The sequence below is a fragment of the Streptacidiphilus rugosus AM-16 genome, from assembly GCF_000744655.1.
GTDB lineage: Bacteria > Actinomycetota > Actinomycetes > Streptomycetales > Streptomycetaceae > Streptacidiphilus > Streptacidiphilus rugosus.
The window spans coordinates 4,245,241-4,270,710 of record NZ_JQMJ01000004.1; the positions used below are offsets into that span (position 1 = coordinate 4,245,241).

Below are 25,470 nucleotides of genomic sequence, written 5' to 3' on the forward strand. Positions count from 1 at the left end.
GTGATCCCCGCACCCACCGCCACGACCCAGTCAGCCCGGCCGCTCGAATTCCCGACCGGCTTCCTGTGGGGCGCCGCCACCGCCGCCTACCAGATCGAGGGCTCGGCCGCCGAGGACGGAAGGACCCCGTCGATCTGGGACACCTTCAGCCACACCCCGGGCAAGGTCGTGGGCGGCGACACCGGCGACGTCGCCGTCGACCACTACCGGCGCTACCGCGAGGACATCGCGCTGATGCGCGAACTCGGACTGAAGGCCTACCGCTTCTCCGTCTCCTGGTCCCGGGTCCAGCCCACCGGCCGCGGCCCGGCGGTCCAGCGCGGCCTGGACTTCTACCGGCGGCTGGTCGACGAGCTGCGCGACGCCGGCATCGAGCCGGTGGCCACCCTCTACCACTGGGACCTGCCGCAGCACCTGGAGGACGCGGGCGGCTGGCCGCAGCGGGAGACGGCGGAGCGCTTCGGCGAGTACGCCCAGCTCATGGCGCAGGCGCTCGGCGACCGGGTCGCGGTGTGGACGACCCTCAACGAGCCGTGGTGCTCGGCGTTCCTCGGCTACGGCTCCGGGGTGCACGCCCCCGGACGCACCGACCCCGCCGACGCGCTGCGCGCCGCGCACCACCTCAACCTCGGCCACGGCCGCGCGGTGGCCGCGCTCCGCGCCGAGCTGCCCGCCGAGGCGCGCATCGCGATCAGCCTGAACCTGCACCAGGTCCGCGCGCTCACCGACAGCTCCGCCGACCGCGACGCGGCCCGCCGGATCGACGCGGTGGGCAACCGCGTCTTCACCGGCCCGCTGCTGCACGGCCGGTACCCCGCCGACCTGCTGAACGACACGGCCCACCTGGTCGACTGGGGCACGCTGGTGCGTCCCGGCGACGAGCAGGCCATCGGCGCCGGGATCGACCTGCTCGGCATCAACTACTACACGCCGACCCTGGTCTCCGCCCCCGCCGAGGGCGAGGAGCTCGCGCCTCGCGAGGCCGCGCGCAACGACGCCCACGGGGCCAGCGACTACTCGCCCTGGCCCGGCTCCGAGCGGGTGGTCTTCCACCAGCCGCCCGGCGAGCTCACCGGGATGAACTGGAGCGTCGACCCGACCGGCCTGTACGACCTGCTGACCGACGTCGCCCGGGCCAACCCGAACCTGCCGCTGCTGATCACCGAGAACGGCGCGGCCTACCCGGACGTGCTCTCCCCCGACGGGCACGTCCACGACCCCGAGCGCACCGCCTACATCCACTCCCACCTGGCCGCCGTGCACCGGGCGATGGAGGACGGGGTGGACGTGCGCGGCTACTTCCTCTGGTCGCTGCTGGACAACTTCGAGTGGGCCTACGGCTATGCCAAGCGCTTCGGAGCGATCTACGTCGACTACGAGACCCAGCGCCGGGTGCTGAAGGACAGCGCCCGCTGGTACGCGGACGCCATCCGTGCGAACGCGCTGCCGCCTGTCGCTGGTTAGTCGGCAGCGCGTCGCCTCAGGCCGGGTCGAGCGGTTGCGCGACCCGGCCTCGCCGTGCCACGCGCAGCAGGACCGCGAGCCCGAGGGCTCCCAGCAGCGGTGAGCAGACCGCCGCCGTGAGGATCAGCGTGGCGGTGCTGCCGGGGTCCGAGCTGGAGAGCATCGGGATCCAGGGCAGTGCCGCCACCGCCGCTCCGGCCGCACGGGGCAGGTCCGCCCGGACGCCCACGAGCGCCGCGAGCAGCGCCGCGGCCGGGAAGACCGCCGGCCAGCCGAGCTCCAGGTGGAGGAATCCGTGCACCCCGCTGTGGGGCACGATCAGCCTGCCGAAGAGGTACACCGGCGCGATCGAGAAGGTCGTCGTGCCGAGCAGCACAGCCTTCGCCCGTCGTCCGTCGAAGGCCCGCAGATCCGGGGGCGCGGCGAGCGCGAGCAGGGCGAACGCCACGCTGCCGAGGATGGGCAGGGCCGAGTACCAGGGAACGTAGGCGGAGGCCGGCGAGGCCAGCGGCAGCAGTGCGAGTTTCTCGACGACCGCCAGGAGCAGCATGACCCTGGTGGCCGTCCGACGGCCCGCCAGCGCGCAGACCAGCGCCAGGACCGAGGGCAGCGCGTCCACGAGCGGCACCAGGATCTCCGCCCACCCGCCGGCCTGCGGGCGGGAGGAGAGCACGGACACGACCGCGAGCAGCATGGGCGCCCCGATGCTGGCCAGCGCCCCGAGGGCGAACGGCGCGGCCGCGGCCAGCGCCCTTCCGCCCGCCTGCGCCGAGCCGATCCCGGCGCGTATCCGCAGTGCGTGCGCGGCCAGGGCGGTGCGCTCGCGCAGCAGCGCGCGACCGGTCAGTCCCTCGGTGGCCTCCTCGAACACCGCGGCGATCTCGTCGCCGTGCTCCGTGCGGTAGCGCGCCGGGTAGAGACGCAGCAGGCCGTTGATTCCTGTCATGCCGTCACCGCCCCCGGGCCGAAGCCGCGTCCCGGCGCGGCCGTGCCCGAAGCACGGGCCGCGAGGCGGCGTTCGGCCTCGCGCACGGTGCGGCTGAGCCGCTCGGTCTCGGCGGCGAGAGCGTCACGGCCCTCCTGGGTGAGCGCGTAGCTGCGGCGCATCCGGCCGCCGACCACCTCCTCGGCGTGCACGCGGACCAGGCCCTGCTGGAGCAGGCGGTCCAGAGCGGTGTAGAGGGTGCCGGTCCGCAGGCTGACCTGGCCGTTCGAGATGGCCAGCACCTCCTGCATGATCGCGTACCCGTGTCGCGGAGCGTCCGCGAGAGCGGTGAGCAGGAGGCGTGTGGGCTCCTGCAGTTGACGTGGTGTCATGAAGGGAGCCTAACTCCCTTCATCAACATATGTCGATGGTTTACCTATCCTGTTTGACAAAGTTAGGTTAGGCAACCCTAAGTTAATGGCATGCTTGAGACTCGCAGGCTCCGCCTCGACTACGCCGGACGCCGCAGCTCCGACGCCGCCTCCGCCGTCGTGACCGACCTCGATCTGGCCCTGCCCGGCGGCGCGGTCACCGCGATCGTCGGACCGAACGGCTGCGGCAAATCCACCTTGCTGCGCGGGCTCGCCCGGCTGCTGCGGCCCAGCGCCGGCTCGGTGCTGCTCGACGGCGCGGACCTGCACCGACTCCCCTCGCGTGAACTGGCCCGCCGACTGGGCCTGTTGCCGCAACAGCCGAGTGCCCCCGAGGGGATCACCGTGGAGGGTCTGGTCCGGCTCGGCCGGCATCCGCACCAGGGGCTCTTCAGCCCCTGGACCGCCGCCGACCAGCAGGCCGTGGAACTGGCGCTGGAGCAGACCGGCACCACCGGGCTGCGCGACCGGCCGGTCGACGAGCTCAGCGGCGGTCAGCGCCAGCGTGCCTGGATCGCGCTGACGCTCGCCCAGAACACCGAACTCCTGCTGCTCGACGAGCCGACGACCTTCCTCGACCTGCGCCACCAGTTGGAGGTGCTGGACCTCGTCACCGGGCTGCAGCGCGGGTCGGGTCGCACCGTCGTCATGGTCCTGCACGACCTCGGGCAGGCCGCCCGCTACGCGGACCATCTCGTCGTGCTCCGCGACGGACGGCTCGCCGCGGCCGGACCGCCCGCGACGGTGCTCGACGCCGACCTCGTCGCCGAGGTCTTCGGCGTGAAGTGCCGCGTGCTGCCCGACCCGGAGACAGGAACGCCACTGGTCATCCCGGCCGCCCGGCACGGAGCCCACCTCGTCCGGCGAGCAGCCACACCAGATATCCACCGCCCAGCAGGCCGGTGACCACGCCCGCAGGGAGCTGGTGGCCCGGCACCAGCCGCTGTGCCGCCCAGTCGGCCATCACGAGTTGGGCCGCGCCCAGCGCGAGCGCGGGGAGCAGGTTGGGGCCGGGGGCGCGGGTGAGGCGGCGGGCCAGCTGCGGGGCGGTGAGGGCCACGAAGGCGACCGGTCCCACAGCGGCAGCGGCGGCCGCCGCCAGCAGCAGGGCCGCCACGAACAGCGAGCGCCGGGTCGGCTCGACGCGGACGCCGAGGGCCGTGGCCGCGTCGTCGCCGAGTTCCAGCAGCCGCAGCGCACGGCCGAGGCCGAGACAGACCAGCGGTCCCAGCACACCCAGCGCCACCAGCAGCGTCCGGACGCCGGCCCAGTCGCTGCCGTCCAGACTCCCGGTCAGCCAGAGGACGGCGCGTGCGGCGTCCATCAGCCGGCCGCGCGTCAGCAGGTAGCCGTTGACGCCGGTGAGGACCGCGCCCACCGCGATCCCCACCAGGACCAGTTGCCCGCGCCCGCCACGCGCCAGCAGCAGCACGGCGACCCCGGCGGCCAGCGCACCGGTCACCGCGCCCACGGAGACGGCCAGGGCTCCGCCGCCGAACAGCACGATCGCCGTCAGCGCGCCGGTGGCCGCGCCCTGGGTGAAGCCCAGCACGTCCGGGCTGCCGAGCGGATTGCGCACCAGGGACTGGAAGACCGCCCCTGACAGGGCCAGCGCACCGCCCGCGAGCAGGGCGGTGAGCACCCGGGGCAGCCGCAGCTCCACGACGACGAAGTGCGTGCCGGGGTCGCTCGCCGCGTTCGCCCCGGCCAGGCTGCGCAGCACGTCGGCGGGTCCGACGGGGAAGTCGCCGCTGCCCAGGGCCAGCACGGCCACCGCGGCGGCGACCGCCAGGAGAACGGAGGTGACGACGCGTGCGCGTCGCACCGGGACCAGTGCGCTCATGCCCGCCCCCGGCGGGTGCGCAGCAGGTGCAGCAGCAGGACCCCGCCGGTCACCGCGGTGACCGTGCCGACCTGCAACTCCCCCGGCCTGGCGAGCAGTCGGCCGAGCACGTCCGCGCCGAGCAGCAGCGCGGGACCGAAGGCCGCGCAGTACGGCAGCAGTCGTCGCGGGTCGGGACCGGTGAACGGGGCCACCAGATGCGGCGTCAGCAGGCCGACGAAGACGATCGGCCCGCAGGCTGCGGTGGCCGCGCCGCAGAGCAGTGTGATCGCCGCGATCGCCCCCGCACGGGTGGCCGTCAGGCGCGAGCCGAGGGCCCGGGCGGCGTCCTCGCCGAGTGCCAGCGCGCCCAGGGGGCGGGCGAGCAGCACCGCGAGCGCCAGTCCGGCCAGCACGAACGGCGTCAGGACGGCGACGGTGCGCAGCGAGGCGGAGGCGAGCGAGCCGACGGTCCAGAACCGCATCGCGTCCAGGGAGTCGGTGTCAAGCAGTTCGACCGCGCCGACGTAGGAGTAGAGCGCGGCGTTGACGGCGGCGCCGGCCAGCACCAGGCGGGTCGGCGTGGCCGCACGACCGCCACCGACGGCGTAGACCAGCACGGAGACGAGCCCGGCGCCCGCGAGGGCGAACCAGACCGCGCCGCCGAAGCCGTGGAGCCCGAGCAGCGCCGAGGCGCTGACCACGGCGGCCGAGGCTCCGGCGTTGATGCCGAGCAGACCGGGATCGGCGAGCGGGTTCCTGGTCAGCGCCCGCATCACCGCGCCCGCGACGCCGAGGGCGGCTCCGGCCAGCAGCCCGAGCAGGGTACGCGGCAGCCGCATGCCGTGGACCACGTCGTAGCCGGGGGCGGCGGGATCGATCAGGCCGCGCCAGACCTCGCTCGGCGTCAGGGACTTGGCGCCCAGTGCCAGCGAGAGCAGCAGCACCGCGGCGAGCAGCAGCGTCGCGGCCCCCGCCGCACGCGGGCCGGAGCGTGGGCGCAGGGCGGGTGAGGGCGGGTCAGCCGACACGGCTGTGGTCACGAGAGGCCTCCAGATCCATGGGTGCTTAGGTTAGGCTAACCTAAGTTGACCTTGGGGTCGGGCACCGGCCCGCACGTCCTGCCCCGCCCTTGCCCGCACCCCTGCTCACGTCCACGTCCACGTCCAGAAAGCACCAGGCCTCCCATGCCCCTGCATCCCTCCCGCCGCCACGTCCTCGCCGCAGGCGGAGTCGCCGGACTCGGCGCGCTGCTCGCCGCCTGCGGCTCCGCCGGGCACCCGACCGGTCGCTCCACCGCCGCAGGGAGCGGCGACGGCGCGGCCCCCTCCGCCACCGCGCCCTGGACCTTCACCGACGACCGGGGCCGGAGGACCACCCTGACCGCGACGCCCACCCGGGTCGTCGCCTACACCGGCACCGCCGCCGCCCTGCACGATTTCGGCGTCACCGACCGCCTCGTCGGCGTCTTCGGCCCCACGAGGCTCGCCGACGGGAAGCCCGACCCGATGGCCGGCGCGCTCGACGTCAGCAGGCTGACGGTCCTGGGCAACGCCTGGGGCGAGTTCGATCTGGAGAAGTACGCGGCGCTGCGCCCGCAGCTGCTGGTCACCGACATGTGGCAGCCCGACCAGCTCTGGTACGTGCCCGACGCGAGCAAGGACAGGATCGCCGCGCTGGCCCCGACCGCCGGGCTCGCCATCGCCAAGGTGCAGCTGCCCGAACCGCTGCGCCGCCACGAGGAGTTGGCGGCGCTGCTCGGCGCGGACCTGAAGGCCGACTCCGTGGTCGCCGCCAAGAGGCGGTTCCAGCAGGCGGTGGAGACGGTTCGTCGGGCGGCCAGGGCGCGCGGCGGCCTGAAGGTGCTGGCCGCGTCCGCGAGCGCGGACCTGCTCTACGTGTCCGACCCCTCCGTCTATCCCGACCTGAGCTACTACCGGAGCCTGGGCGTCGGCCTGATCACCCCCGACAGGGTCCAGGGCGGCTTCTTCGAGTCGCTCAGCTGGGAGAACGCCGACAAGTACCGGGCCGACCTGATCCTGCTGGACAGCCGCAGCTCGGCGCTGCAGCCGAAGGACCTGACCGGCAGGCCGACCTGGCAGCGGCTGCCCGCGGTGAAGGCCGGTCAGGTGGTGCCGTGGCTGAGCGAGGCCCGTTTCTCCTACGCGGGCTGCGCGCCGCTGGTCGAGCAGCTGGCGGCCGCGATCGACCGCGCAGGGAAGGTGGCCTGAGATGACGTCGGGCTGGGACTTCTTCGACCTGACGGTGGTCCGCGCCCGCCCGCTCGGACCGTCGACGGTGCGGATCACCTTCGCCGGCCCCGGACTGGACCGGTTCCGCTCCGGCGGCCGCGACCAGCGCTTCAAGCTGTTCCTGCCGCAGCCGGGCGAGGCCGCGCCGCTGGTGCCCACCTGGGCCGGGGAGGAGTGGTTCGCCGCCTGGCGGCGGCTGGACCCGGCCCGACGCGGCGTCATGCGCACGTACACCGTCCGCGCGCAGCGGCCGGGCGAGCTGGCGGTCGACTTCGCGGTGCACGGCGGCACCGGCCCGGCCGGACGCTGGGCCGCCGCGGCGCGCCCCGGCGACGAGGCGGTCGCCCTCGGACCGGTCGAGCCCGACAACGCGGGCGTCGACTTCCGTCCCCCGCCCGCCACCGACTGGGTGCTGCTGGCGGCCGACCTGACCGCGCTCCCGGCCGTGGCCGGCATCCTCGACACGCTGGACCCCGGCCTGCCGGTGCGCGCCTGGATCGAGATCCCCTGCGCGGAGGACCGGCAGCCGCTGCGCGGTCACGGCCAGGACACCCGGATCCACTGGCTGACCCCCGGCCGCAGCGCCCTCGACGCGATCGCCGCCCTCCCCGCCGACGCGCTGCCGACCGGACGCCCCTACGCATGGGTCGCCGGCGAGGCGGGCGGCGTCCGCGCCCTCCGTCGCCATCTGGTCCGCGAACGCGGCTTCGACCGCGCGGCGGTGACGTTCACCGGCTACTGGCGCCTCGGCGCGAGCGAGGAACAGCTCGTCGCCGAGGCCATGGCCGGCGCGATGGCCTGAGCCCGCCGCGCCCCGGCCGGGTCAGCCGCCCGCGTCAGCCGGCGGCCGCGGTGACGTCGTCGGCGAAGACGACTTCGAACTCCTCCAGGGCGGTGACCGTCACGTGCGCCTTGGCCGCGCCCTGACCACGGGCGGCCGCCTGTCCCGAACGGGACGCCTCCAGCGAGGCGCGGTCCCTGAAGATCACCCCGACGGTGCCGCGGCCGTGGATCCGGTCGATGAAGAGCACCGCCCCGGCCATGCCGGGCAGCAGCTCCAGCTGCGGCACGACGGCCGCGCCGAAGGTCTCCCCGAGCAGGTCGGCGTCGGCCGGGTCCAGGTCCATCCGGCTCAGCCGCATCCAGGCGCCGGGCCCCGGCTGCTCGCGGCGGTCGAACACGACCACGTCGGCGTTGGCCACCGCGACCGTCGTCGCGAAGGGCTGCAGCATCGCGGCGCGCTGCTCGGCCAGCGCGTCGTCGCTGTTCTGCCGGTCCTGCTCGGTCCGCCACATCGAGCCCATCACCAGTTTGCCGAGCGTCCGGTCGGCGAACAGGGCGAAGCCGGCGTAGCCCGGCTGCGCCGCGACGAGTCGGCGCCCCTCTGTGCTGAGCCCGTCGATGGCCGTGCCGATCCTCGCCGGGTCACCGGTCGCGTAGATCATGCGTACGAACATGGCACCTCCCAGTGCTCTGGTGCCTCGATCCCCGATCTGACAGCTCCAGTCTTCTCCCGCTGCGTCGGCTCTGCGCGTCGGCTTCGCATCGACTCCGCGCACCCGCCGGAGGCGGCGCTCAGGAGGCCCGCGACGCCGCCGCGGCGAGCGCCGTCGCCGGGTCGTTCGTGATGATCACGTCCGCGCCCATGGCGGCCAGCCGGGACATCCGCGCGGCGCGGTCCACCGTCCACACGCTGACGCCGAGGCCGCGTCGCCGGGCCCAGGCGACCAGGGGGCGGGTGAGCCGATGGTGCTCGACGTTCAGGTACTCGGGGCGGATGAGCTCCAGCAGGCGTGGTCCCGGCGGCAGCGGGGACTCGCGGCTCAGCGCGATCCTCGCGGCCGGTTCGGCGGCGCGGATCCGCGCGAGCGCCTCGCCGTTCCCGGCGAAGACGGACGTGTCCAGCACCCCGAGCTCGCGCACCGACTCCAGCGCCACGAGCCCTTCGGCGACCGCGGGAACGTCGACCATCACCGTGGCGCCGAACTCCCCGGCCAGCTCCAGGCCCTCGCGCAGCGTGGGGACGCGCTGCCCGCCGGGCAACTGCTCCAGCTCCGCAGCGCTCAGCGCGGCGACGGCGCGGGGGTCGCCCCACAGGCGGAGCAGCGTCGCGTCGTGCAGCAGCACCGGCGTGCCGCAGCGGGCGAGCCTGACGTCCACCTCGATCCAGTCGACGCCGAGCCGGAGCGCAGCGTCGAGGGAGGGCAGGGTGTTCTCGCGGGCCAGCAGTGGCGCGCCGCGATGGCCGACCACGAGGGTCCGGCCGCGCGCCGCCGTGCCCGGGGGCCGTCCGCCGCGCTCGAGGGCGGGGTCCTCCGTCACCATCGCTCAGTCCTGGCGGGCCGACTCGGGCGGATCGTCCCCCAGCCGCCGCAGCCCGATCAGCACACCGAGCAGGCCCGCCTGTTCGGGGCTGAGCCGTCCCACGGCGTCCAGCATGGACATGGGCGCGGGGGGCTGCTGCCCGCTCTCCGCGGCCCCCGCCCGATCCGGCTGTTCCGGCTGCTCCGGCGCCATGACCGTCTCCGTTCGCTCGCTTCCGTCGCCTGCCTTCCGGCGTCCGGGGCAGGCCCGTTCGGGCCTGGTCGAGGCAGCATGACAGATCCGCCCCGGCACCGGAGCGCCCCCCGCCCGATTCGGACGGCTTCGGCGGCGCACGGCGCGGCCGGTCCACGAAATCCGGTCGAATCCCCGCACGGGATCTCGCCCGTCGTCAGCGGGGCGATCACGCTGGTGTCATGAGACTTCTCAGCACGGCAGGTCCGGCCGTCGCGGCGGCTCTCGCCCTCTCCGTCGCCCTCACCGCCGCCTGCACCTCCGCGGCCCCGGCCGCCGGGCCGTCCGGCGGCGGGCCGTCGAATCCCGGGCCGCGCCCGGTCCTGACCGGCGCGGCGCCCTGCCCGGACGACGCGGACCTCAGCTGCGCCACCCTCACGGTTCCGCTGGACCACTCCGGCGCCCGCCCCGGCACGCTCGGGCTGCGGGTCGCGATGACCGGCAACGCCGCCGCGCCCAAGGGCGACCTGGTCTTCCTCTCCGGCGGCCCCGGCCAGCCCGACGAACCCTTCGGGCAGCGGATCACCGCCAGGCTGCAGCCGGTCCTGGCCCAGTACCGGCTGGTCTTCCTCGACCAGCGCGGCACCGGAGACACCGCGCTGCACTGTCCTGAGCTGCAGCAGCAGATGGGCTCCTCCGACCTCACCCCGCCCACCGCGGGGGCGGTGGCCGCCTGCGCCGCGGCGCTGGGCGACGGGCGTCGCTTCTACTCCACCGCGGACACCGTCGCCGACCTCGACCTGCTGCGCCAGGCGCTGGGCGCGGACCGGATCTCTCTGGACGGCGTCTCCTACGGGACCTTCACAGCCGAGCGCTACGCCCTGGCCCACCCCGCGCACACCGCCCGGCTGGTCCTGGACTCGGTCGTGCCGCAGACCGGGTACGACCCGCTCGACCTCGCCGCGCTCCAGGCCGTGCCGCGGGTGCTGGCCGCGAGCTGCGCGGCGATTCATTGCGGCACCGACCCGGCCGCCGACCTGGCCGCGGTCGTGCACCGCGACCACGACGGCGTCACCCTGCTGGACACCCTGACCAGCTACGAGTTCGTCGACCCGAACTACAGCGAGCTGATCACCGCGCTGCACGAGTCCGCCACCGGCCACCCCGAGCACCTCAACGCCGTCGTCGCGGCCGTGCGACAGAGCGACGCGGCCGACGCGTCCCAGCTCAGCGCCGGTCTGCACACGGCCACGCTCTGCTCGGACGGCCACTACCCCTGGGGCACCGCGGACACCCCGCCGGCCTCCCGCCGGGCCGCGCTGACGGCCGCGCACGACCGGCTGACCGCCGCCGACGTCGGGCCCTTCGACGCGGACACCGCGACCGGCCTCGGCTCGCTGCTGGCCTGCCTGACCTGGCCCCGCGAGCAGGTCCCCGCCTCGCCCCCGCCCGAACGCCGCATCCCCGGCAGCATCCCGGTACTGCTGCTGGGCGGCGACCGCGACCTGTCCACCCCGCTGGCCTGGCTCCACGACGAGCAGCGACTGGTCGCCGACGCCCAGGTGGTGATCGTCCCCGGCGCGGCCCACTCGGTCCAGTCGCGCGCCACCAGCGACGCCGGCCGCCGGGCGGTCTTCGCCTTCCTGCTGGGCGGCTGACCGGGCGGCCGATCCCAGGAACCACCGGGCAAGCGGAAGCGCGCCGGTGGTGGGACCATCGAATCAGCCTCCACCGGCTTCGGAAGGGAGAGGAACGTGTCGGACGACGGCTTGATGGGGGACGAGGTCTACCAGCCGAGCGACGCCGATCAGCAGGACGACGTCGGGCCGCTGGAGGCCGAGGACACTCTGGTCGACCGGGGCCTGGAGTCGGTCCTGGACGAGGGCTACGCCCCGCCGGAGCGGCCCTTCGCCGTCGAGCACTTCGGGATCACCGCCGCCGAGCAGCACGAGCGCGAGACGCTGGACCGGCGTCTGGCCCAGGAGCTGCCCGAGGTCTGCGAACCCGAGGGCGACGGCATCGGCGACACCGCCGGCACGGACCCGGAACTGCTGGACCCGGAGGCCGGGGAGGCCAGATCCGGGCGGCTGGTCGAGTGCTCGGGCGCGCGCAGCCACATGATCGCCGAGGACCACGGCATCAGCGGCGGCGCGGCCTCCGCCGAGGAGGCGGCCATGCACACCACCGACGACCCCGAGGCGGTGCTCGGCGGCTGGTGACCTGCGCCGCTCCCGCAGCCCCGGAACGCGCCCCGGAGCCCGCCCCGACTCGCGCCCCGAAAATCTGGACGAACCCCGCGACTTTCTGTGACCCCCGTCCGCTCCGTAGGGTCTCCTCTCACGTACGGCTGAGTCAGAGGTGATGGAGGACCGGGGATGACGGGTGCGGGGATGACGGGCGTGCTGGCGGACGCGCAGCTGGTCGCGGCTGCGCGGGCCGGGCAGCAGGAGGCGCTGGACGAGCTGGTCGGCCGCTGCCTGCCCCTGGTCTACAACATCGTCGGCCGGGCCCTCTCCGGCCGCCCCGACGTGGACGACGTCGTCCAGGAGACGATGCTCCGCGTGCTGCGCGGCCTCCCCGGGCTGAGGGACGACCAGGCGTTCCGGTCCTGGCTGGTGGCGGTGACGATGAACCAGATACGCGAGCACCGCCGCGTCCGCCCCGAGGCGCCGCGGGCCCTGGACGAGCTGGCCACCGTCGCCGACCCCGGAGCGGACTTCGCCGACCTGACCCTCACCGAGCTGGGGCTGTCCGGCCAGCGCAGGGAGACCGTCGAGGCGACCCGCTGGCTGGACGAGGACGACCAGGAGCTGCTGTCGCTGTGGTGGCTGGTCACCGCCGGGCACCTGACCCGGGCCGAGCTGGTGGCCGCGATGGCGCTGGACGCGCACCACGTCACCGTCAGGGTCGGCCGGATGCGCGCCCAGCTCGACGCCGCGCGCACGGTGGTCCGCGCCCTGACCGTGACGCCCCGCTGCCCCGATCTGGACCGCACGATCAGGATCTGGGACGGCAGGCCGAGCCCGCTGTGGCGCAAGCGCCTCGCCCGCCACCTGCGTGAGTGCGCGAACTGCGCGGCGCTCGGCTCGGACCTGGTGCCGGCCGAGCGGCTGCTGGTGAACTTCGCCCTGGTGCCGCTCCCGGTCGGCTACGCGGCCTACCTGCTGGCCGGCGGGGCCTCCCACGGTGTGACGAGCGCCTCGGTCGCCGCCACCGCCCAGCTGCCCCGGCCCGCCGCGACCGGCCGGGTCTCGCACCGGCGCGGCCGGCTGCCACGGCAGCGCGGCGGGCACGCGGGCGGCGGCGTCGGACGCGCGGCGGGGACGCTGGGCGGGAAGGCGGCCCTGCCCGTCGCGCTGGTCACCGCCACGGTGACGGCGGCGGTCGGCATCGGCGCGCTGGTCGTCCACCTCAACAGCGCGCCGCAGGGGTCCACCGCCGGCCTGGCCGCGGCGGGCGCGAGCGCGCGGCCGCTGACGGCCACGGCCGCCGCCACCCCGTCCCCCTCGCCCTCGCCGACGGCCTCGGCCAAGCCCTCCGCAGCCCGCACCACGCCCCCGGCGACGCACCCCGCCGCGCCTCCCGTGCTCACCCCGGACGCCGCTGCCGCCCAGCAGGTCCTGGCCGTCATCAACCAGGCCCGGGCCTCCCAGGGGCTCGCGCCGCTGACGCTCACCACGGGCCTGCGCGCCAGCGCGACCGCCCACAACCAGCGGATGGCGGCGGGCTGCGGCCTGTCGCACCAGTGCGCGGGCGAGGCCGCGCTCGGCGACAGGGAGACGGCGGCGGGCGTGCACTGGATGGCGGCCGGCGAGAACATCGGCACCGGCGGTCCGGTCTCGAACACCACCTCGGGGATCGCCGGCATGGCCGTCGGCCTCACCCGCTCGATGCTCGCCGAGCAGCCTCCGAACGACGGCCACCGCCGCAACATCCTCAGTTCGAGCTTCCACCACGTCGGCATCGCGGTGATGCGCGACAGCTCGGGCACGGTCTGGCTGACCCAGGACTTCTCGGACTGAGTCACGCCCCCGGCGGCCGCTGGATCAGCGAGAAACGGCTGCCCTCGGGATCGCGGAGCTCGGCGACCGGCCCGAAGGGCGTGGGCGCGGGCGGAACCAGCACCCGGCCGCCCAGCTCCGCGGCGCGGGCGACGGCCTCATCGATGTCGGGGACGGCGAAGGAGACCCGCCAGGAGGGCGGAACGTCCACCTCGGGACCGCCGCGCTCCGGCCCGCCGAGCGCCGCGATGTTGCGGCCGTCCACCCGCAGCACCACCCGCTCGTGCTCCCAGACCACCTCGCAGCGGCTGGACACCTCCGGGTCCCAGTCCAGTACCTCGCCGTAGAAGAGGGCCGCCTTGAAGGCGTCGGCGGTGCGCAGCTCGATCCAGGCGGGCACGCCGCTCAGCGCGGTGGCCGACTCCGGCAGCTGCTCGTGGCCCTGCCACAGCCCGAAGCTCGCCCCGTCGGGGTCCCTGGCGATCACCACCCGGCCGGCGTCGATCGCGACCGGTCCGACGCCGACCGTGCCGCCCCGGTCGGCGATGCGGCGCGCGCCCTCGTGGGCGTCGCGCACGCCGAAGAAGGCGGTCCAGCCCGTGCCCACGCCGGAGGATCCGCTGATCGCGCTGATCCCGGCGACCCGGTGGCCGCCGACCACGACGTAGGAGAAGGGACCGAGCCGCTCGGGGCCCTGGACGAAGGTCCAGCCCAGCAGGCCGCCGTAGAAGCGCTCGGCCGCGTCGAGATCGCGCACGATCAGACTGACCCAGGAGGGCGCGCCCAGCACACCTCTGACCCGCGCGTCGCCCCTCCCGGCCGGGGTATCGCCCGGCTCGTGCGCCGGCGACCCCGGGACCGAGGGCTCGGTCGACGGGGTCGCGTCCGGATCGGGGTGGGTCGGGCTACTGGCAGGCATCGGGCCTCCGAGGCAGACATGCGCGGCCGGCCACCGCGTCCTGCGTACGCGTCGCTCCTGCCTCATCCTACGCTCCGCGCACCACGCTCCCTGTGGCCGCCACACGGCGGCCCGGGTCACGGTGATAGGAAACCCCCATGTCACCGACGCCGTCACCGCAGCCGACCCACGCCACCGCCGCCGACGGCGTCCGCATCGCCCACCAGGTGCGGGGCGCGGGCAGGCCGCTGCTCCTGCTGTCCGGCCAGTCGAACAGCCACCACTGGTGGGACCCGGTCCTGGCGGACTTCCTGGCCCGCTTCCGCACGATCACCCTCGACTACCGGGGCACCGGCGCCAGCGACAAACCGGACGAGCCGTACAGCACCGAGGGCTTCGCGGAGGACGTCGTCGCGGTGCTCGACCACCTCGCCGTCGAGCGCGCCGACGTCTACGGCACCTCGATGGGCGGACGGGTGGCCCAGTGGCTGGCCGCCCGCCATCCGGACCGGGTCGGGCGGCTGGTGCTCGGCTGCACCTCCCCCGGCGGCCCGAACGGCGTCGAGCGCGACGCCGACGTCGACGCCGCGCTCACCGACCGCGATCCCGCCAGGGCGCGGGCCGCACTGGTCGACCTGATGTACACCCCGGCCTGGACCCTGACCCACCCGGGTCCGTACGCGACCCTGGGCGATCCGGCCATGCCCGGGTACGCCCGCCGCCGCCACCGGCTGGCCAGCACCCGCCACGACGCCTGGGCCGTGCTTCCCGACATCGTCGCGCCCACCCTGGTCGTGCACGGCGCCGAGGACCGCTTCAACCCGACCGCCAATGCGGCGCTGCTGGCAGAGCGCATTCCCGGGGCCCGCCTCGCCCTGCTCGAGGGCGCCCGGCACGCCTACTTCGAGGAGTTCCGCGCCACCGCGAGCCCGCTGGTCCTGGACTTCCTCGGCTGATCCGCCCGTCAGCCGACCGCCGCACCCGGAGTGCGGAGCCGATCGTGCCCTGGTAAGTGTTTTTTATTCGCTTTGCCCAGATTTGGGGCGGCGCCGACAGCAGGAGCGATCGATGCAGAACTACCCGTTGCTCAACGTCTTCTGGACGATGCTGGAGTTCTTCCTCTGGATCCTCTGGTTCTTCCTGCTCTTCAAGATCATCACAGACATCTTCCGCAGCCACGACATGGGCGGCGGGGCCAAGGCGGGCTGGATCATCTTCGTCATCCTGCTGCCCTTCCTGGGCGTGCTGGTCTACGTGATCGTCCGCGGCAGGTCGATGGGCGAGCGCGACATCGAGCAGGCGCAGAAGGCCGACGCCGCCTTCAAGCAGTACGTCCGTGACGCGGCGAGCACCTCCGGCGGCGGCGCGGGCGGCGGCCACGTGGACGAACTGGCCAAGCTGGCCGAGCTGAAGTCCAGCGGCGCGCTCAGCGAGGAGGAGTACCAGAAGGCCAAGGCCAAGATCCTCGCCTGAGCCCCCGCACCACCCGCCCACCCTCCTTCGGCCGGGCGGCCCGCCCGCCCCAGCGGTTGCGGGCCCCCGGGCCCCGGGTTACAACAGATCATGGACATCGCCCGGACGGAGTCCCCGGCGAGGCGTCCGGCCCACGCCGCCTGGCACTACGTCAGGCGGGCGCCGGGCACCTTCGTCTGGCTGGCGATCCTCTTCGTGACCACGCAGATCGTCCGGCACGTGGACCCGACCGTCGCCGACCACATCCTGGAGAAGCGCTCCACCAACCTGCACTACCTCGCCGTCTCGCCGGTCCGGGTGCTGATCACCAGCGCGTTCTGGATCGCGGGCGGCGGCTGGTTCTTCTACTTCGTGCTCTACAACATCTTCCACGTCCCGGCCGAACGCTGGCTCGGCACCGCACGCTGGCTGGCGGTGCTGGCCATCGCGCACGTCGGGGCGACGTACATCAGCGAGGGCGTCCTCTACTGGTCGATCCAGCACGGCTACGCCCCGGAGAGCGCGAAGTTCACCCTGGACTACGGCGTCAGCTACGCGCTCGCCGGCGTCGAGGCCGTGCTGACCTATCTGATCGTGCGGCCGTGGCGGTACCTCTACGTCGTCTGCGTGCTCGGCTACTACGGCTTCGCACTGATCCACACCAGGGACTTCACCAGCGTCGGGCACTTCACCGCCGCGCTGCTCGGACTCGCCTGCTACCCGCTGACCCGCGGCCGCCCCGGCTCCTTCGACCCCGCCGCGGCCGCCCGTTCCGCCTGGCAGTGGCTCCGCCGACGCCGGACGACATGAGCCCGACATAGAGCGCTCTCACATCACCCTCAGCGTGAAATTGACGAAGGATCCTTGCCGCAGACCTTGACATGTTCTCAGCTCCCTCCTAAAAAGACTCCTGGCGTGAGAGCGCTCTCACATCCCTCGCCGCCACCCCGCGCGCACCCAGGAGCCGCAGCATGCCAGGGAATCGTCATCCCGCCCGCACCGCTCTCCGCAGGCCTCCGGCAGGCCTGACCCTGCTCACCGTCGTCGCCCTGTTCGCGAGCCTGCTGCTCGCGCTGGCGCAGTCCCCCGCGCACGCGGCGGGCACCCTGCTCTCCCAGGGCAGACCGGCGACGGCCTCGTCCACCGAGAACGCCGGCACCCCCGCATCCGCCGCGGTCGACGGCAACACCGGCACCCGCTGGTCCAGCGCCTTCAGCGACCCCCAGTGGCTCCAGGTCGACCTCGGCAGCAGCGCGAGCATCAGCCAGGTCGTGCTGCAGTGGGAGACGGCCTACGCCACCGCCTTCCAGATCCAGACCTCGACCGACGGCTCCACTTGGACCTCGATCTACTCCACCACCACCGGTACCGGCGGCACCCAGACCCTCGACGTCACCGGAACCGGCCGCTACGTGCGCATGTACGGCACCGCGCGGGCGACCCAGTACGGCTACTCCCTGTGGGAGTTCCAGGTCTACGGCACCGCGGGCTCCGGCGGCGGGGGCACGAGCTGCGGCACCACGAACGCCGCCCTGAACCGGCCGGCGACCGCCTCCTCCACCGAGAACGCCGGCACCCCCGCGTCCGCCGCCGTCGACGGCGACACCGGCACCCGCTGGTCCAGCGCCTTCAGCGACCCCCAGTGGCTCCAAGTGGACCTCGGCAGCAGCGTGACCGTCTGTCAGGTCGTGCTGAACTGGGAGGCCGCCTACGCCACGGGCTACCAGATCCAGACCTCGAACGACGCCGTCAACTGGAGCACCGCCTACTCCACCACCACCGGCAAGGGCGGCACCGAGACGCTGAGCCTCAACGGAACCGGCCGCTACCTGCGCCTGTACGGCACCGCCCGGGCCACCGCCTACGGCTACTCGCTGTGGGAGCTGCAGGCGTTCACCACCTCGACCTCCTCCGGCGGCGGGGGCTCGGACCCGTTCTGGGGCGACACCAGCACCATCCCGGCCGCGCAGAACGTGGTCGAGGTGAAGGTGCTCAACCGCACGAACGGCCAGTACCCGGACAGTCAGGTCTACTGGAGCTTCAACGGCCAGACCCACTCCATCGCCGAGCAGCCCTACCTCGACATGCCCGCCAACTCGGCCGGGCGGATGTACTTCTACCTCGGCTCGCCGAACAGCAAGTACTTCGACTTCATCGAGTTCACGGTCGGCGCGAACGTCTTCAACGGCAACACCACCCGCGTCGACGCCTTCGGCCTGCCCATCGCCATGCGACTGCACTCCAAGGACGGCTACGACGTCCAGGTCGGCGAGACGCAGCAGGTGTTCACCGAGGACCGCACCGCGCTGTTCCAGGACTTCGTGAACGCGGTGCCGCAGCAGTTCAAGGTGCTCGCCCAGACCCAGGCGCCGTACCGGATCATCGCCCCCGGCAGCGACCCGAGCTTCCAGGCCGGCGGCGTCAACGCCGACTACTTCACCGCCTACGCCAACTCGGTCGGCGTGAACGCCCCGACCTCCGACGTGTTCGGCTGCGCCGGGGTCCTGGCGAGCCAGCCCGGCGAGTGCGCCGCACTCAACCGGCATGTCGCGACGCTGCCGCAGGCGCAGTGGTCCGACCCGAGCCAGTACTACCCGGCCGGTCCTGCCAACTACTACGCCGAGTTCTGGCACGACCACGCGATCAACAACCTGGCCTACGGCTTCCCTTACGACGACTACGCCGGCCAGTCCTCCTACATCTCCCACAGCGACCCGCAGTGGCTCGAAGTGGCGGTGGGCTGGTGAATCCGATGAGGCATACCCACCGCTACCGGTCGCGGCTGCGCGGCCGTCCGTTCTGGACGGCGGGGCTCGCCGTCCTGGCCCTGCTGGCCGCCGTGCTGTCCGGGACGGGCACCGCGCACGCCGCGGCGACCCTGCTCTCCCAGGGCCGCCCGGCGACGGCCTCCTCGACCGAGAACGCCGGCACCCCCGCCTCCGCCGCGGTCGACGGCAACACCGGCACCCGCTGGTCCAGCCAGGCCGCCGACCCTCAGTGGCTCCAGGTCGACCTGGGCTCCACCGCCTCCCTCACCCAGGTGGTGCTGAACTGGGAGACCGCCTACGCGACGGCCTTCCAGATCCAGACCTCGGCCGACGGCTCGAACTGGACCTCGGTCTACTCCACCACCACCGGCACCGGCGGCACCCAGACCCTCGACGTCACCGGGAGCGGCCGCTACGTCCGGATGTACGGCACCGCGCGCGCCACCGGATACGGCTACTCCCTGTGGGAGTTCCAGGTCTACGGCACCGCGGGCTCCGGCGGCGGGGGCACGAGCTGCGGCACGCAGAACGCGGCGCTGAACCAGCCCGCGACGGCGTCCTCCACGGAGAACGCCGGCGCGCCCGCGGCGGCCGCCGTCGACGGCAACACCGGCACCCGCTGGTCCAGCGCCTTCAGCGACCCGCAGTGGCTGGAGGTCGACCTGGGCTCCACGCTGACGATCTGCCAGGTCGTGCTGAACTGGGAGACGGCCTACGCGACGGCCTTCCAGATCCAGACCTCGACCGACAACACCAACTGGACCTCGGTCTACTCCACCACCACCGGCACCGGCGGCACCCAGACCCTCGACGTCTCGGGCACCGGCCGGTACATCCGGATGTACGGCACCGCCCGCGCGACCCAGTACGGCTACTCCCTCTGGGAGTTCCAGGTCTTCTCGGGCGGCAGCGGCGGCTCGGGCGGCGGAGGCGGCGGCGGAGGTGGCGGCGGCAACTGCGGCACCGACAACGCGGCCCTGGGACACCCGGCCACCGCGTCGTCGATCCAGGATTCCAACCCCGCCTACGACCCCTTCTACGCCACCGACGGCAGCACGCTGACCCGCTGGTCGAGTGCGATCGCCGACCCGCAGTGGATCGACGTGGACCTCGGCGGCAGCCTGCCGATCTGCCAGGTGGTGCTCCAGTGGGAGAACGCCTACGCCTCCGCCTTCCAGATCCAGATCTCGAACGACAACACGAACTGGACCTCGGTCTACTCCACCACCACCGGCACCGGCGGCACCCAGACCCTGAACGTCACCGGAACCGGCCGCTACGTGCGCATGTACGCCACCGCGCGCGGGACCGGTTACGGTGACTCGCTCTGGGAGTTCTCGGTCTACACCGTGGGCGACCAGACCGTCACCATCCCCCCGCCCCCGCCGCAGCCGGCGCCGGGCAACTGCCCCTGGATCAACGAGCCCAGCGTGGCCGTCTCGACCCGCGTCGCCCAGCTGATGGGCGCCATGACGCAGGACCAGAAGGACGCGATGCTCTACGGCGACGGTTCGAGCGTCTACATCGGGCAGATCGCCGGACAGCCGTCGCTCTGCATCCCGAGCGTCAATCTGGAGGACGGGCCCAGCGGTGTGGGCGACGGCCTCGGCGGTGTCACCCAGTTCCCCGACGGGGAGGTGTCCGCGGCCACCTTCGACCCCGGCTACGAGCACGACTTCGGCGCGGCCGTGGGCCAGGAGTTCGCGGGCAAGGGCGTGAACGTCTCCCTCGGCCCGACCATCAACATGGTGCGCGACCCGCGCTGGGGCCGCTCCTACGAGACCTTCGGCGAGGACCCGTACCTCACCGGCGAGATCGTGAGCGCGGACGTCCAGGGCATGCAGAGCCAGGGCGTGATGGCCGAGGTCAAGCACGCGGCCGCGTACAACATCGAGCAGCCGAACGCCCCGGGCAACGAGATCATCGACAGCCGCACGCTGCAGGAGATCTACCTGCCGGGCTTCCAGACCGCCATCGAGAAGGGCGGCGCGGCGGCGCTGATGTGCGGGTACTCCATGGTGAACGGCAACTACTCCTGCCAGAACCCGCAGGTCGAGAACGTCCCGATGTACCAGCAGGCGGGGTTCCAGGGCTTCATCACCTCCGACTGGGGCGGCATCCACTCCACCGTGCCCTCGGCCAACGCCGGTGAGACGGTGGAGATGCCCTTCGGCGGGTTCTTCGCGGCCTCACTGGAGCAGGCCGTCGCGGCCGGGCAGGTCACCCAGGCCACCTTCGACACGATGGTGTCCCGGGTCCTGACCCAGATGTTCCGCTTCGGCATGTTCGACAAGGCGCCGAGCGGGTCCACCACCGCCATCGTGGCCACGCCCGCGCACCGCGCGGTCGCGCTCAAGGGCGACGAGGAGGGCACCGTGCTGCTGAAGAACAACGGGGTGCTGCCGCTCAACCCGAACGGCAACGAGTCGATCGCGGTGATCGGCACCCAGGCCGGGGCCGGCGCGATCACCGGTGGCGGCGGCAGCGGCAGCGCCACCAGCACCGGCACCTACTCGCCGCTGTACAGCCTGCAGCAGCGCACCGCGGGGTCGAAGGTCACGGTCGGCTACGACGACGGGACGAACCAGGCCTCCGCGGTGGCCCTGGCCAAGTCGTCGAGCGTGGCGATCGTCTTCGCCTCCGACAACTACGGACACGAGGAGTCCGACAACACCACGCTCAACCTCCCGGGCAACCAGGACGCGCTGATCTCCGCGGTCGCCGCGGCCAACCCGAACACGATCGTCATGCTGAGCGACAACTCGGCGATCATGATGCCGTGGCTGAACCAGGTCGCGGGCGTGTTCGAGGGCTTCTACCAGGGCCAGGAGTTCGGCCAGGCGGTGGCGGCGCTGCTCTTCGGCGACGTGAACCCCTCGGGGCACCTGCCGATCACCTTCCCCGCCTCGCTCACTCAGGTGCCGGCGAGCACGGCCGCGCAGTGGCCGGGCGTCAACGGCACGGTGCAGTACTCCGAGGGGCTCGACATCGGGTACCGCTGGTACGACGCGAACAACGTCACGCCGCTGTTCCCGTTCGGCTTCGGCCTGTCCTACACCAACTTCTCGTTCGGCAACCTGCAGATCGGGGCGCTGAACAACGGACAGGCGACCGTGACGGCCACCGTCACCAACACCGGGAGCCGGGCCGGGACCGAGGTCGCCCAGCTGTACGTGGGCGATCCCGGCTCGGCCGGGGAGCCGCCGCACCAGCTCAAGGGCTTCCAGCGGATCACGCTGAACCCCGGCGCGTCCGGCACGGTCACCTTCACGGTGACCGCGCACGACCTGGCGCACTGGGACACCACGTCCGGCAACTGGATCGCGTCGGCGGGCGCGTACCAGATCCTGGTCGGGGACAGCTCCCGCAACCTGCCGCTGAGCGGCAACCTCACCAACCCGACCGGCGTCACCGCGAACGCGATGGACTGAGCCGGGCGTCCCACCCGCACGAGGGGCGGGGACCGCGACGGTGGCTCACTGCCCCGTCGCGGTCCCCGCCGCGCGCATGCGTGCCTTCCGCCCGCGCGCTACTGCCCGACGAAGGAGTAGCTGCGGTAGACCACGTTGTTGGCGCCGACGCCGACCGAGGTCTCCGTGGAGAGGTAGTCGTTGTGGCCGGTGCAGTCGGCCGACGGGTAGAGCCGCATGTCCGCGAGGGTGTTGTCGAAGACCGAGCTCACCCCGATCGGTGCGAAGAGATGGCAGGCCTTGTCGGGCGGGTTCGAGATGGTCTCCACGACCCTGCCGTTGCTCGCGCTGACGGTGCCCACGGGCGGGTCGGCGCAGCCGGCCAGGGCGGCCAGGAGCGCGGCTCCGCCCAGCACGAAGGCGAAGGATCTGCTGCGGGTCATCTCTGCTCTCCTCCTCGGCCCGGGCTCTCCCTCCCAGGCTAGGCAGGCCGGACCGATCGCGCCGCCCGGCGGCGACCGTCCGGGTGAGCGGTCGCGTGGCGGGCCGCCTGACCCTGCGCGAAGGTGGAAGGACCCGAGCCTCCGGAGGCGGCCATGACCGACAGCACCTACCGCGTGACCGAGATCGTCGGCACCTCCTCGGAGGGCGTCGACGCGGCGATCCGCAGCGCGCTGGGACGCGCGTCGCAGACCCTGCACGGCCTGGACTGGTTCGAGGTGACCCAGATCCGCGGCAGCATCGAGGAGGGCCAGGTCAAGCAGTTCCAGGTGGGCCTGAAGGTCGGCTTCCGCCTGGACTAGGACCTCCCAGGGACGGGCCCGCCGGGAGCCCGTCCCGCTCGGCGCCGACCGAGCGGGAGCGGGTCACCCGGCGTCAGGCCCGAGGGCTCACCACATCACCGGCAGTCGCTCCGGCATGCGCTTCATGAAGCCGGTCCGCCACACCAGCTGCTCCACCGGGACGGCCAGCCGCAGGTCCGGCATCCGGTCCAGCAGGGTCGCGATCGCGATCTCGGCGTGCTTCTTGCCGAGCGCGGTCGCCGGGCAGTAGTGCTGGCCGCCGCCGAAGGACAGGTGGTCCCCGGCGTTGGCCCGGCCGACGTCGACCGACTCCGGGTCCTCGAAGGCGTCCGGGTCGAAGTTCGCGCCCTCGACCAGGACCAGCACCAGCTCGCCCTTGCGCACCAGCACGTCGCCGAGCTGCACGTCCTCCAGCGCGAGCCGCGGCAGCCCGTCGCCGATGGAGAGGTTGACCCGCAGCAGTTCGTCGACGGCCGCCGGGATCTTCGACGGGTCGGCGCGCAGCTCCGCCCTGACCTCCGGGTGCTGGAGCAGGGTGACGCAGGCCATGGTCAGGAACCCGGAGGTGGAGATCACGCCCGCGCCGAACATGGTGACGCCGACCGTCGCCAGCATCTCGTCGGTCAGGTGGGCGTAGTCAGGGTCCAGCCGCAGGGCGGCGATCTCCGCCATCAGTCCCGTCGTGGCCTGGTCGTCCAGACGCTCCGTCATGTAGGCCATGTCGCGGTCCCAGTTGAGCTTGGCCCCGGCGACCGGGCAGGCCGAGTTCATGAAGGCGATGTCCAGGCTGGCCGCCAGCTTCGGCGCGTCGGCGAGCGGGATGCCGAGGATCCGGCAGTGCAGCGCCTCCGAGTACGGGTTGGCGAACTGCCCGCGCAGGTCCACCGGCGCGCCCTGCGCCAGCAGGCCGTCGACCAGCTCGGCGGCGTAGCCGGTCATCCAGTCGACCAGGCCCTCGGCCTTCGGGTTGATGGCCTTGAGCACCGCCTTGCGCAGGCCGACGCCGGTGATGTTGCCCATGTTGTTGACGACCTCGGGCGGGATCGTCAGCGCGTACTGGCGGGGCACGCCCGGCGCGGAGGTGTCCTTGAGGCTGAACCGCTTGTCCTCCAGGACCTGACGGCACAGCTGATAGGAGGAGACCAGCCAGGCGGGGTCGCCGGCGATGGTGCGCACCCGCTTGACCGGCTCCGCACGCAGCTCGCCGATCTCCTCCGGCAGCCTGTCCCCGCGCCAGGAGAACGGGAAGCCGGGCAGCGCGTCGGGAGCGGACCGGGCCACGTCGACGGGCTGGACGGTGTCAACGGACATCGGAGTCTCCTTCGGCGGGCGTGACGATCGCGTGGCCCTGGTTGCGTGAGGCCCGCAGGCCGGAGCCGCGGGAGTAGAGGAGTTCGGCCAGCGGCAGCAGCTGGTGGTAGCAGTTGAGCGAGGAGGGCACCCCGAGGATGGCCGGGGTGTCCAGGAAGAGCGGCGCCTCGGCGCAGATGTAGCGCAGGCACACCTCGCGCTGCTCGTCGGTGGCCTCCCTTCCGTCCAGCACCTTGGCGGTCAGGAACGACCCGACCAGCGATTCGATGACGGCCCGGAACTCGGGGTCGGTGTCGAGCATGGTGCTGATGTGGGCGTGCAGCGCCTGGTAGGCCGGATTGCTCTGGAAGTCGGACATGGCATGGGAGTTGACCCTCCCGCTGCCGAAGTCGGCGGCCTCCGCCGCGTTGTTGACCTTGGCGCGGACGCCCCGCAGGTTCTTGATCGCCTTACGACGGGCGTCGTCGGCGCTGTAGCCGAGCGCCTGGTACATCTCCGCCACGTACAGGTCGGTGTAGACCAGGTCCACCTGGCGGAAGTTCTCGGCGCCCCACAGGGCGAGGTCGGTCAGACGCTGGGCCGAGAAGTAGCTGTTGCCCGGGGAGACGCCGATGACGGCGTGGTCGCCGTCCGCCTGGATGAGCTCGCAGTGCGGCGTATAGGGCCTGACGAGGAATAAGGTTTTGGTCGCTGTCTGCAAAGGGAGAGCGTCCTTCGCGTCGCAAGTCCCGACGGGGCCCCGTGCCCCTGGTGTGGCGACGACACTTGCAGTCAACCGGCGGCCACACACAGTGTCAACGTGCGATCCCAGACCGTGAGACGCACCGGTCCCGATGTCATCATGTGTTCACCCCGAGGAGAGGTGAGGCACAGCAGGTGGAGATCGTGACGGACGACTTGTCGGATCCGCGGATCGTGGCGTTCCTCGAGGCGCACGTGCGGCAGCTCCGGTCCCTCTCGCCGCCGGAGAGCGTCCACGCCCTGGACCTGGACGCGCTGCGCGCGCCGGGGATCAGCTTCTCGTCCGTCCACGACGGCGACGCGCTGGTCGGCTGCGGGGCGCTGAAGCGGCTGGACGACCGGCACGCCGAGCTCAAGTCGATGCGCACCGACACGGCCCGCCGGCGCAGCGGTATCGCCTCGCTGCTGCTGGGCCACATCATCGCCGAGGCCAGGGGGACGGGCTTCGCCAGGCTCAGCCTGGAGACCGGCTCGGAGGAGTTCTTCCGGCCCGCGCGCAGTCTGTACGCCAGGTTCGGCTTCGAGCCCTGCCCGCCCTTCGCCGACTACCGCCCCGATCCGAACAGCACCTTCATGACGCTTCTCCTCTGACGTCACGTCATGGCTTGATCAATTCAGGTAATCAACACAGAAACAGACTCCCAGCTCAAGGCAGGCCCCGCCATGCCTTGTGGGAGCGCTCTCTGTTCAACTCAT

General features: G+C 73.0%; 25 protein-coding genes. 14 read left to right on the plus strand and 11 right to left on the minus strand.

Annotated features, from left to right (window positions below; all coding sequences use genetic code 11):
- Positions 1-1,464 carry a glycoside hydrolase family 1 protein gene (locus BS83_RS28465; protein WP_037606333.1) on the plus strand — a complete coding sequence of 488 codons (1,464 nt, stop codon included), beginning with the start codon at positions 1-3 and terminating at the stop codon, positions 1,462-1,464.
- A 16-nt stretch (positions 1,465-1,480) separates the two neighbouring features.
- Here the strand turns inward: BS83_RS28465 and BS83_RS42280 are convergent, their stop codons facing one another.
- A complete protein-coding gene (locus tag BS83_RS42280) occupies positions 1,481-2,410 on the minus strand; it encodes a hypothetical protein (RefSeq protein ID WP_051944189.1) in 930 nt (309 codons plus the stop codon).
- The gene (locus tag BS83_RS28475) at positions 2,407-2,781 is read right to left on the minus strand and encodes a PadR family transcriptional regulator (protein ID WP_037606335.1); all 375 of its coding nucleotides are present in this window, start codon (positions 2,779-2,781) and stop codon (positions 2,407-2,409) included. Before BS83_RS28475 ends, BS83_RS42280 begins: the two co-directional genes overlap by 4 nt.
- 90 nt (positions 2,782-2,871) lie before the next feature.
- Between BS83_RS28475 and BS83_RS28480 the strand changes: the two genes are divergently transcribed.
- Positions 2,872-3,726: an ABC transporter ATP-binding protein gene (locus BS83_RS28480; RefSeq protein WP_084714225.1), complete on the plus strand. Its 855-nt coding sequence runs from the start codon at positions 2,872-2,874 to the stop codon at positions 3,724-3,726.
- Here the strand turns inward: BS83_RS28480 and BS83_RS28485 are convergent.
- Both BS83_RS28485 and BS83_RS28490 read right to left on the minus strand, forming a co-directional pair.
- Entirely contained in the window at positions 3,647-4,663 is a 1,017-nt protein-coding gene (locus BS83_RS28485) for a FecCD family ABC transporter permease (RefSeq protein ID WP_037606337.1), read from the minus strand. The genes BS83_RS28480 and BS83_RS28485 overlap by 80 nt on opposite strands.
- Complete coding sequence (locus BS83_RS28490; protein WP_198035317.1) at positions 4,660-5,685, minus strand: FecCD family ABC transporter permease; 1,026 nt, start codon at positions 5,683-5,685, stop codon at positions 4,660-4,662. The genes BS83_RS28485 and BS83_RS28490 overlap by 4 nt, the downstream gene beginning before the upstream one ends.
- Before the next feature lie 144 nt (positions 5,686-5,829).
- Here BS83_RS28490 and BS83_RS28495 point away from each other — a divergent pair, with 144 nt between their 5' ends.
- Positions 5,830-6,873 (plus strand): ABC transporter substrate-binding protein, encoded by a 1,044-nt coding sequence (locus BS83_RS28495; protein ID WP_037606340.1) that lies wholly within the window; start codon positions 5,830-5,832, stop codon positions 6,871-6,873.
- A gap of 1 nt (position 6,874) precedes the next feature.
- Complete coding sequence (locus tag BS83_RS28500) at positions 6,875-7,696, plus strand: siderophore-interacting protein (RefSeq protein WP_037606341.1); 822 nt, start codon at positions 6,875-6,877, stop codon at positions 7,694-7,696.
- A 34-nt stretch (positions 7,697-7,730) separates the two neighbouring features.
- Here the strand turns inward: BS83_RS28500 and BS83_RS28505 are convergent, their stop codons facing one another.
- From BS83_RS28505 to BS83_RS28515, 3 genes are all read right to left on the minus strand, one after another.
- Positions 7,731-8,351: a hypothetical protein gene (locus BS83_RS28505; RefSeq protein WP_037606344.1), complete on the minus strand. Its 621-nt coding sequence runs from the start codon at positions 8,349-8,351 to the stop codon at positions 7,731-7,733.
- A 118-nt stretch (positions 8,352-8,469) separates the two neighbouring features.
- The gene (locus BS83_RS28510; protein ID WP_051944191.1) at positions 8,470-9,219 is read right to left on the minus strand and encodes a glycerophosphodiester phosphodiesterase; all 750 of its coding nucleotides are present in this window, start codon (positions 9,217-9,219) and stop codon (positions 8,470-8,472) included.
- Positions 9,220-9,222: 3 nt separating this feature from the next.
- The gene (locus tag BS83_RS28515) at positions 9,223-9,411 is read right to left on the minus strand and encodes a hypothetical protein (RefSeq protein ID WP_037606346.1); all 189 of its coding nucleotides are present in this window, start codon (positions 9,409-9,411) and stop codon (positions 9,223-9,225) included.
- A 221-nt stretch (positions 9,412-9,632) separates the two neighbouring features.
- Here BS83_RS28515 and BS83_RS28520 point away from each other — a divergent pair, with 221 nt between their 5' ends.
- The 3 genes from BS83_RS28520 (at position 9,633) to BS83_RS28530 (ending at position 13,412) form a co-directional block, all read left to right on the plus strand.
- Entirely contained in the window at positions 9,633-11,048 is a 1,416-nt protein-coding gene (locus BS83_RS28520) for an alpha/beta fold hydrolase (protein ID WP_051944193.1), read from the plus strand.
- A 114-nt stretch (positions 11,049-11,162) separates the two neighbouring features.
- Positions 11,163-11,609 (plus strand): DUF5709 domain-containing protein, encoded by a 447-nt coding sequence (locus tag BS83_RS28525; protein ID WP_037610038.1) that lies wholly within the window; start codon positions 11,163-11,165, stop codon positions 11,607-11,609.
- A 156-nt stretch (positions 11,610-11,765) separates the two neighbouring features.
- Positions 11,766-13,412 (plus strand): sigma-70 family RNA polymerase sigma factor, encoded by a 1,647-nt coding sequence (locus BS83_RS28530; protein WP_232248511.1) that lies wholly within the window; start codon positions 11,766-11,768, stop codon positions 13,410-13,412.
- 1 nt (position 13,413) lies between these two features.
- Here BS83_RS28530 and BS83_RS28535 read toward each other — a convergent pair whose 3' ends face one another.
- Complete coding sequence (locus BS83_RS28535) at positions 13,414-14,310, minus strand: VOC family protein (RefSeq protein WP_084714228.1); 897 nt, start codon at positions 14,308-14,310, stop codon at positions 13,414-13,416.
- 137 nt (positions 14,311-14,447) lie between these two features.
- Here BS83_RS28535 and BS83_RS28540 point away from each other — a divergent pair, with 137 nt between their 5' ends.
- From BS83_RS28540 to BS83_RS48625, 5 genes are all read left to right on the plus strand, one after another.
- Positions 14,448-15,245, plus strand: coding sequence for an alpha/beta fold hydrolase (locus BS83_RS28540; protein ID WP_037606352.1), 798 nt, complete (start codon positions 14,448-14,450; stop codon positions 15,243-15,245).
- Between the two features lie 112 nt (positions 15,246-15,357).
- A complete protein-coding gene (locus tag BS83_RS28545; protein ID WP_037606354.1) occupies positions 15,358-15,762 on the plus strand; it encodes an SHOCT domain-containing protein in 405 nt (134 codons plus the stop codon).
- 90 nt (positions 15,763-15,852) lie between these two features.
- On the plus strand, positions 15,853-16,551 hold the full coding sequence (locus BS83_RS28550; protein ID WP_037606356.1) for a rhomboid-like protein: 699 nt from the start codon (positions 15,853-15,855) through the stop codon (positions 16,549-16,551).
- A gap of 161 nt (positions 16,552-16,712) precedes the next feature.
- On the plus strand, positions 16,713-18,488 hold the full coding sequence (locus BS83_RS28555) for a discoidin domain-containing protein (protein ID WP_037606359.1): 1,776 nt from the start codon (positions 16,713-16,715) through the stop codon (positions 18,486-18,488).
- Between the two features lie 5 nt (positions 18,489-18,493).
- Complete coding sequence (locus BS83_RS48625; RefSeq protein ID WP_037606362.1) at positions 18,494-21,940, plus strand: discoidin domain-containing protein; 3,447 nt, start codon at positions 18,494-18,496, stop codon at positions 21,938-21,940.
- A gap of 98 nt (positions 21,941-22,038) precedes the next feature.
- Here the strand turns inward: BS83_RS48625 and BS83_RS42285 are convergent, their stop codons facing one another.
- Positions 22,039-22,362, minus strand: a complete 324-nt coding sequence (locus BS83_RS42285; protein WP_051944195.1) for a hypothetical protein — start codon at positions 22,360-22,362, stop codon at positions 22,039-22,041.
- A gap of 153 nt (positions 22,363-22,515) precedes the next feature.
- Between BS83_RS42285 and BS83_RS28570 the strand changes: the two genes are divergently transcribed.
- Positions 22,516-22,722, plus strand: a complete 207-nt coding sequence (locus BS83_RS28570; RefSeq protein WP_037606365.1) for a dodecin — start codon at positions 22,516-22,518, stop codon at positions 22,720-22,722.
- 87 nt (positions 22,723-22,809) lie between these two features.
- Here the strand turns inward: BS83_RS28570 and BS83_RS28575 are convergent, their stop codons facing one another.
- Both BS83_RS28575 and BS83_RS44340 read right to left on the minus strand, forming a co-directional pair.
- The gene (locus BS83_RS28575) at positions 22,810-24,033 is read right to left on the minus strand and encodes a cytochrome P450 (protein ID WP_084714231.1); all 1,224 of its coding nucleotides are present in this window, start codon (positions 24,031-24,033) and stop codon (positions 22,810-22,812) included.
- Positions 24,023-24,733, minus strand: a complete 711-nt coding sequence (locus BS83_RS44340; protein WP_198035318.1) for a cyclodityrosine synthase — start codon at positions 24,731-24,733, stop codon at positions 24,023-24,025. Before BS83_RS44340 ends, BS83_RS28575 begins: the two co-directional genes overlap by 11 nt.
- Before the next feature lie 143 nt (positions 24,734-24,876).
- Here BS83_RS44340 and BS83_RS28585 point away from each other — a divergent pair, with 143 nt between their 5' ends.
- On the plus strand, positions 24,877-25,365 hold the full coding sequence (locus BS83_RS28585) for a GNAT family N-acetyltransferase (RefSeq protein WP_269664872.1): 489 nt from the start codon (positions 24,877-24,879) through the stop codon (positions 25,363-25,365).
- The last annotated feature ends 105 nt before the right edge of the window (positions 25,366-25,470 follow it).

Excerpts from the sequence above, each read along its gene's own strand:
- BS83_RS28475 (WP_037606335.1), bottom strand. The coding sequence starts at position 2,781 with ATGACACCACGTCAACTGCAGGAGCCCACACGCCTCCTGCTCACCGCT.
- BS83_RS48625 (WP_037606362.1), top strand. The coding sequence starts at position 18,494 with ATGAGGCATACCCACCGCTACCGGTCGCGGCTGCGCGGCCGTCCGTTC.
- BS83_RS28545 (WP_037606354.1), top strand. The coding sequence starts at position 15,358 with ATGCAGAACTACCCGTTGCTCAACGTCTTCTGGACGATGCTGGAGTTC.
- BS83_RS28505 (WP_037606344.1), bottom strand. The coding sequence starts at position 8,351 with ATGTTCGTACGCATGATCTACGCGACCGGTGACCCGGCGAGGATCGGC.
- BS83_RS28520 (WP_051944193.1), top strand. The coding sequence starts at position 9,633 with ATGAGACTTCTCAGCACGGCAGGTCCGGCCGTCGCGGCGGCTCTCGCC.
- BS83_RS28535 (WP_084714228.1), bottom strand. The coding sequence starts at position 14,310 with ATGCCTGCCAGTAGCCCGACCCACCCCGATCCGGACGCGACCCCGTCG.
- BS83_RS28555 (WP_037606359.1), top strand. The coding sequence starts at position 16,713 with ATGCCAGGGAATCGTCATCCCGCCCGCACCGCTCTCCGCAGGCCTCCG.
- BS83_RS28550 (WP_037606356.1), top strand. The coding sequence starts at position 15,853 with ATGGACATCGCCCGGACGGAGTCCCCGGCGAGGCGTCCGGCCCACGCC.
- BS83_RS28515 (WP_037606346.1), bottom strand. The coding sequence starts at position 9,411 with ATGGCGCCGGAGCAGCCGGAACAGCCGGATCGGGCGGGGGCCGCGGAG.
- BS83_RS28570 (WP_037606365.1), top strand. The coding sequence starts at position 22,516 with ATGACCGACAGCACCTACCGCGTGACCGAGATCGTCGGCACCTCCTCG.
- BS83_RS28495 (WP_037606340.1), top strand. The coding sequence starts at position 5,830 with ATGCCCCTGCATCCCTCCCGCCGCCACGTCCTCGCCGCAGGCGGAGTC.
- BS83_RS28485 (WP_037606337.1), bottom strand. The coding sequence starts at position 4,663 with ATGAGCGCACTGGTCCCGGTGCGACGCGCACGCGTCGTCACCTCCGTT.
- BS83_RS28525 (WP_037610038.1), top strand. The coding sequence starts at position 11,163 with ATGGGGGACGAGGTCTACCAGCCGAGCGACGCCGATCAGCAGGACGAC.
- BS83_RS42280 (WP_051944189.1), bottom strand. The coding sequence starts at position 2,410 with ATGACAGGAATCAACGGCCTGCTGCGTCTCTACCCGGCGCGCTACCGC.
- BS83_RS28530 (WP_232248511.1), top strand. The coding sequence starts at position 11,766 with ATGACGGGTGCGGGGATGACGGGCGTGCTGGCGGACGCGCAGCTGGTC.
- BS83_RS28510 (WP_051944191.1), bottom strand. The coding sequence starts at position 9,219 with ATGGTGACGGAGGACCCCGCCCTCGAGCGCGGCGGACGGCCCCCGGGC.
- BS83_RS42285 (WP_051944195.1), bottom strand. The coding sequence starts at position 22,362 with ATGACCCGCAGCAGATCCTTCGCCTTCGTGCTGGGCGGAGCCGCGCTC.
- BS83_RS28480 (WP_084714225.1), top strand. The coding sequence starts at position 2,872 with ATGCTTGAGACTCGCAGGCTCCGCCTCGACTACGCCGGACGCCGCAGC.
- BS83_RS28540 (WP_037606352.1), top strand. The coding sequence starts at position 14,448 with ATGTCACCGACGCCGTCACCGCAGCCGACCCACGCCACCGCCGCCGAC.
- BS83_RS28575 (WP_084714231.1), bottom strand. The coding sequence starts at position 24,033 with ATGTCCGTTGACACCGTCCAGCCCGTCGACGTGGCCCGGTCCGCTCCC.
- BS83_RS28500 (WP_037606341.1), top strand. The coding sequence starts at position 6,875 with ATGACGTCGGGCTGGGACTTCTTCGACCTGACGGTGGTCCGCGCCCGC.